Source organism: Mesorhizobium sp., assembly GCF_005063415.1.
GTDB lineage: Bacteria > Pseudomonadota > Alphaproteobacteria > Rhizobiales > Rhizobiaceae > Mesorhizobium.
This window is the reverse complement of record NZ_SUEG01000065.1, coordinates 317-6,500: the sequence shown is the minus strand read 5'-3', so window position 1 is coordinate 6,500 and position 6,184 is coordinate 317. Positions and strand designations below refer to the sequence as shown.

6 protein-coding genes are annotated in these 6,184 nt (G+C 61.8%); all 6 read left to right on the top strand.

Features of this window, described 5'->3' with window-relative positions; genetic code table 11:
• On the top strand, positions 1-841 hold an 841-nt coding region (locus E5W70_RS17935), incomplete at its 5' end, for a HAMP domain-containing sensor histidine kinase (RefSeq protein WP_292660305.1).
• 31 nt (positions 842-872) lie between these two features.
• Positions 873-1,319: an HPr kinase/phosphorylase gene (locus tag E5W70_RS17930; protein ID WP_292660302.1), complete on the top strand. Its 447-nt coding sequence runs from the start codon at positions 873-875 to the stop codon at positions 1,317-1,319.
• Between the two features lie 164 nt (positions 1,320-1,483).
• Positions 1,484-1,885, top strand: a complete 402-nt coding sequence (locus E5W70_RS17925; protein WP_254815942.1) for a PTS sugar transporter subunit IIA — start codon at positions 1,484-1,486, stop codon at positions 1,883-1,885.
• A complete protein-coding gene (locus E5W70_RS17920) occupies positions 1,882-2,178 on the top strand; it encodes an HPr family phosphocarrier protein (RefSeq protein WP_292660295.1) in 297 nt (98 codons plus the stop codon). The genes E5W70_RS17925 and E5W70_RS17920 overlap by 4 nt, the downstream gene beginning before the upstream one ends.
• Positions 2,179-2,334: 156 nt before the next feature.
• A complete protein-coding gene (gene ahcY, locus E5W70_RS17915; RefSeq protein ID WP_023677552.1) occupies positions 2,335-3,735 on the top strand; it encodes an adenosylhomocysteinase in 1,401 nt (466 codons plus the stop codon).
• A gap of 188 nt (positions 3,736-3,923) precedes the next feature.
• The coding region (locus E5W70_RS17910) for a PAS-domain containing protein (protein WP_292660290.1) at positions 3,924-6,184 on the top strand (2,261 nt) is incomplete at its 3' end.

Below are 6,184 nucleotides of genomic sequence, written 5' to 3'. Positions count from 1 at the left end.
GGTCAGGGTTCGCCGAGGTGTCAAAAACCGCGAGGAAATCCCCGACTTCTCCGACCGCCAGGACGAGATCGGCAATCTGTCGATCGCCGTGCGCGACATGACCAATGCGCTCTACGCCCGCATCGAGGCGATCGAAAGTTTTGCCGCGGATGTCTCACATGAGTTGAAGAACCCGCTGACGTCGCTCCGCAGCGCGGTGGAAACATTGCCGCTGGCCAGGAACGACAATTCGCGTAGCCGGCTGATGGATATCATCCAGCACGATGTGCGGCGGCTGGACCGCTTGATCACCGATATTTCCGATGCCTCCCGTCTTGATGCCGAACTGGCGCGGGAAGACGCGGGAACCGTCGACCTGAAGAAGTTCATCACCGATCTGGTCGCCGTCTCGCGCGAGGCCACGCGCAACAAGAAGGCGGTCGAGATCGAATTCAAGGTCGCCAAACTGCCGCAGGGCGTGAAAGGCTACTTCGTCGTCGGCCATGATCTGAGGATCGGCCAGGTGATCACCAACCTGATCGAGAATGCCCGCTCTTTCGTTCCCGAAGAACGTGGCCACATCACCATATCGCTGGCGCGCGCCGGCAAGTTCAACATCGTCACCGTCGACGACAATGGACCCGGCATCCGGGCCGATAACATCGATCGCATTTTCGAGCGGTTCTATACCGATCGGCCGGCCGGCGAGGCGTTCGGCCAGAACTCGGGCCTTGGCCTGTCCATATCCAGGCAGATCGTCGAAGCCCATGGCGGCACGCTGAGCGCCGAGAACATCCCGGGCACCAAGCCTGGCGAGATCAAGGGCGCGCGCTTCGTGGTGACGCTGCCGGCCGAAGGCTGACGGATGAATTCCAATCACGCCTGGTCCTATTGTGCAGCCTGAAAATATTCACGGCACCGCGATCCTGATAGGTGATCGCGGCATTCTCATCACCGGACCGTCCGGCTTGGGCAAGACGACGCTGGCGCTCGCCTTGATCGATCATTGCAGCCAGCGCGGGCTGTTTTCCCGGCTGATCGGCGATGACCAGCTCTATGCCGCCGATTGCCAGGGGCGGCTGGTCTGCCGCGCACCAGCCAGCATAGCCGGCCTCGTCGAGGTGCCGGGATTCGGCCCCAAACCGATACAGTTCGAGCCAACCTGCGTGATCGACCTCGTTATCCGGCTGGTGCCAGCCGGCAAAATGGCCCGCTTCCAGGAAGACTGCAGCGAATCCGTTTTCGGCGTACCAGTGCCGCGCATCGATCTTGCCGGGCGCAATGTCGCGGCGGCCTTGCCGGCAGTGATGTCGCGCCTGTCGATTGCGCCTTTCCTGTGATCCGATTTCGATTTTTTGCTGCAATGCGTCAAATTGGCCTGGGCCGGCGCAATTTTGGGCTTGTCAACGGGCCTCGCGTCGACAAGATAGCGCTCCCGCCACCTGGAACGGTCGGCGAGCATAAAATGCGCCTGTGAAGCGGCCATGACGGGAGCCACCAAAGAATGATCGGACTCGTGCTTGTAACGCACGGTCAACTGGCCGCCGAGTTCCGCAATGCGGTGGAACATGTCGTTGGGCCACAAGACAATTTCGAGACCGTGGCGATCGGTGCCGACGACGATATGGAACAGCGCCGCCGCGACATTATCGACGCAGTCGGCCGCGTCGATACGGGATCAGGCGTCATCGTTTTGACCGACATGTTCGGCGGCACGCCGTCCAACCTCGCCATTTCAGTGATGGAATCCGGCCGTATCGAGGTCATTGCCGGCATGAACCTGCCGATGCTGATCAAGCTGTCCAGCGTTCGCAAAGGCGACAACATGACGGCCGCGCTGGATGAGGCGCAGGCTGCCGGCCGCAAATACATCAACGTCGCCAGTCAGCTCCTGAGCAGTAAATGAGTGCGCTGTTGTCGGAAAAGGACAAGATCGTTCGCGACTTTCCGATCGTCAACCAGCGCGGCCTGCACGCGCGCGCCTCTGCCAAGTTCGTTCAAATTGCCAGCGGCTTCAACGCCACGGTCCAGGTCGAGAAGGACGGGGTCAAGGTCGGCGGCACCTCGATCATGGGCCTGATGATGCTGGCGGCGAGCCCCGGTTATTCGATCCGCGTCACCGCCACCGGCCCGGAGGCCGAAGAGGTCATCAATGCGCTGGAGCAACTGGTTGCTTCCCGTTTCGGCGAGGAATGCTGACGTGTTGGTCGCCGCTTAAGACATGCACGGATAAAGATTTCTTTATATCCCATTGTCGTCCGACTCTCGATCTGCTAGTCAGGCCGGCAACTCGCGCCCTCCGGCACGCCTTCGGGGCGGGCGCGTCCCGCAATCAATTCGCATCGGAGCACTGCCATGACGGGTAGCAAGGACTATGTGGTCGCAGACATCGCGCTTGCCGGCTGGGGCCGCAAGGAGATCGAGATCGCCGAAACCGAAATGCCGGGCCTGATGGCCTGCCGCGAGGAATTCGGCGACAAGAAGCCGCTCAAGGGCGCGCGCATCACCGGCTCGCTGCACATGACCATCCAGACGGCGGTGCTGATCGAAACGCTTAAGGCGCTCGGCGCCGATATCCGCTGGGCTTCCTGCAACATCTTCTCGACCCAGGACCACGCTGCCGCGGCCATTGCCGAGGCCGGAATTCCGGTGTTTGCCGTCAAGGGCGAGACGCTGGAGGATTATTGGGTCTACACCGACAAGATCTTCCAATGGGCCGATGGCGGCACCTCCAACATGATCCTCGACGACGGTGGCGATGCCACCATGTACATCCTGATCGGCGCCCGCGCCGAGGCCGGCGAGGATGTGCTGTCCAATCCGGGCAGCGAAGAGGAAGAAATCCTGTTTGCCCAGATCAAGAAGCGCATGCAGGCATCGCCCGGCTTCTTCACCAAGCAGAAGGAAGCGATCCGCGGCGTCACCGAAGAGACGACGACCGGCGTCAACCGGCTCTATCAGTTGCAGAAAAAAGGCCTGCTGCCGTTCCCGGCGATCAACGTCAATGATTCCGTCACCAAGTCGAAATTCGACAACAAATATGGCTGCAAGGAATCGCTGGTCGACGGCATTCGCCGCGGCACCGACACGATGATGGCCGGCAAGGTCGCGGTCGTCTGCGGCTATGGCGACGTCGGCAAGGGCTCGTCGGCTTCGCTCAAGGGCGCCGGCGCCCGCGTCAAGGTCACCGAGGTCGATCCGATCTGCGCGCTGCAGGCGGCGATGGATGGTTTCGAGGTGGTCACGCTCGAAGACGCGGCACCGACGGCCGACATCGTCATCACCACCACCGGCAACAAGGACGTCGTTACCCTCGACCACATGCGCCTGATGAAGGACATGGTGATCGTCGGCAACATCGGTCACTTCGACAACGAGATCCAGGTGGCGTCGCTGCGCAACCTGAAATGGACCAACATCAAGCCGCAGGTGGATATGATCACCTTCCCGGACGGCAAGCGGATGATCCTTTTGTCGGAAGGCCGTCTGCTCAACCTCGGCAACGCCACCGGCCACCCGAGCTTCGTCATGTCGGCGTCCTTCACCAACCAGGTGTTGGCCCAGATCGAGCTGTACACCAAGCCCGGCCAGTACGAAAACCAGGTCTATGTCCTGCCGAAGCATCTCGACGAAAAGGTCGCGCGCCTGCATCTCGACAAGCTCGGAGCCCGCCTGACCGAACTGTCCGGCGAACAGGCCGCCTATATCGGCGTCACTCCGCAGGGACCGTTCAAGCCGGAACACTACCGCTATTAACCACGGCGAAACTTGCCACTAGATATTGAAGCCGGGCGATTGACTTTTCGCCCGGCTTTATTTTTGCGCTGATTGATTCTTCACGCCGATTCGCGCAAGCGCTATGGTGCTGATTCGCGGTCCGGGGACGAGGCCCGGGCGCACGCATCAGGGCGGTCTTGCATTCAGGCGGCGAAGAGGACCAAGACATGCCGGGGGATAACCCGCCTTGCGCGGGACAGGCCGTTTCCGGCGGCTATAACGATTCGAACACGGGCTCCGCTGCCAGAAGCGGCAGCCTTTTATGGCGTGCCGGCAGCCGTGTCGGGGTGCTGCTGGCTTCTTCCGCGCTGGTTGGTCCGCTGCTTGGCTTTACTGCACATGCCCAAACCCGCGTGGCGCAAAAGGCTGGGCTGTCGGTCAGCACGGTCGAGGTCATGCAACTCGCCATGTTCGTCGGCGTCATGGGGGCGGCATTGCTGTCGGCCATCTTCCTGATCCGCGAACGGGCGCGCACCTCGGCGGAAAATGCCGAACTGAGGACCCGCATCGCCGACGTCAACGCCGCACTGCAGCGCTCGGAGGCACTGCTTCATTCCCGCGATCAGCGCGTGGTCGTATGGGCGGCCGAGAACAAGAAGCCCGAACTTGTCGGGACATTGCCGATCGAGAGCGGCGCGCCAGAGGACCGGGCCGCCTTCCTGGCTTTCGGCCGCTGGCTGATGCCGCGTTCGGCGGCCGCACTCGAACATGCCGTCGCAGCGCTGCGGGACAAGGCAAAGCCCTTCGATCTGGTCATCGAATCGCAGGCCGGCCAGCCGCTCGAGGTTCACGGCCGCAAGAGTGCGGCGCATGTATTGGTTCGCTTCGTCTCGCTGTCGGAGACACAGCGAAGCCAGGCCAGGCTGAAGATCGAGAACCAGCGCTTAGCCGCCGACCACGAGACGCTGATCGGCCTTCTGGATGCGCTCAAGATGCCATCATGGCTGCGCACCGTCGACGGGCGGCTGAAATGGGTCAACCGGGCCTATGCCGAAGCGGTCGAGGCCGAGAATGCCGAAGCGGCGGTTCGTGACGGCAAGGAATTCCTCGGCGGCCAGGCGCGCGACACGATTGCTGCGCAGCACAAGTCGCATCCCGTCTTCGAACAGGCGCTCTCCACTGTGATCGAAGGCGACCGCCGTATGTTTGCCGTGACCGACTTTGCCGGGGCGGATGGTTCGGCTGGTCTTGCCTGCGACATCAGCGCCATCGAGGCCATTCGCGGCGAGTATGAGCGGACCGTGCAGAGCCACGCCGATACGCTCGATCAGCTCAACACCGCCGTGGCGATTTTCGATACCGACGAGAAATTGCGGTTTTTCAATCAGGCGTTCCAGAAGCTATGGGGCCTCGACAGCGGCTTCCTGCACAGCGCGCCGGACAACGCCTTGCTGCTCGACCGCCTGCGCAGCGAAGGCAAGATTGCCGAGCAGCCCGAATGGCGGCGCTGGAAAGAGAGCTTGCTCGGCGCTTACCGCGCGGTTGAATCGCAGGAGCATTGGTGGCATCTGCCGGACGGCAAGACCATTCGCGTCGTCGCCAATCCGCAGCCCAAGGGCGGCGTCACCTGGGTGTTCGAGAATTTGACCGAGAAGATGGACCTTGAAAGCCGCTACCAGACCGCCGTCCGGGTTCAGGGCGAGACGCTCGACAACCTTGCCGAAGGCGTCGCTGTGTTCGGTCCCGACGGCAGGCTGAGGTTGTCCAACCCGGCCTTCGCGGCCCTGTGGGGGCTGGATGCCGATGCCTCAAAATCCAACGTCCATGTCTCGACGATCCGCGACCTTTGCGACCGGCGTGCCGTCGACAGTCCGTGGGGCGGGTTCGTTGCCGCCATCACCGGCTTCGACGACGAGCGCCGCGACCGCCACGGCCAGACCGAATTGAACAACGGCACCGTTTTGCGCTACGCCGTCATCCCTTTGCCCAACGGCCAGGTGATGATGACCTTCGTCGACGTTACCGACAGCGTCAACGTCGAGCGGGCGCTGAAGGACAAGAATGAGGCGCTGCAAAAGTCCGACCAGATCAAGAACGAATTCGTGCAGCACGTCTCCTATGAGCTGCGCTCGCCACTCACCAACATCATCGGCTTTACCGAGCTTCTTTCACTGCCGTCGACTGGTGCGTTGAACCAGAAGCAACGCGAATATATCGGGCATGTCGGCTCGTCCTCCTCGGTCCTTCTCACCATCGTCAACGACATCCTCGATCTGGCGACGGTGGATGCCGGCATCATGGAACTCGACATTTCCGAAGTTCACATCGATCGAACCATTACAGCTGCCGCCGAACTGGTCGCCGACCGACTGGAGGAACATGCCATCAAGCTTAGGATCGACGCGGCTGCCGCGCCGAAAACCTTCCATGGCGACGAGATCCGCGTTCGCCAGATCCTCTACAATCTGCTCAGCAATGCCGCCAATTC

What these genes read in the sequence shown, in the direction of transcription:
- E5W70_RS17925 (WP_254815942.1), top strand. Translation starts at nt 1,484, where the DNA reads ATGATCGGACTCGTGCTTGTAACGCACGGTCAACTGGCCGCCGAGTTC.
- E5W70_RS17920 (WP_292660295.1), top strand. Translation starts at nt 1,882, where the DNA reads ATGAGTGCGCTGTTGTCGGAAAAGGACAAGATCGTTCGCGACTTTCCG.
- ahcY (WP_023677552.1), top strand. Translation starts at nt 2,335, where the DNA reads ATGACGGGTAGCAAGGACTATGTGGTCGCAGACATCGCGCTTGCCGGC.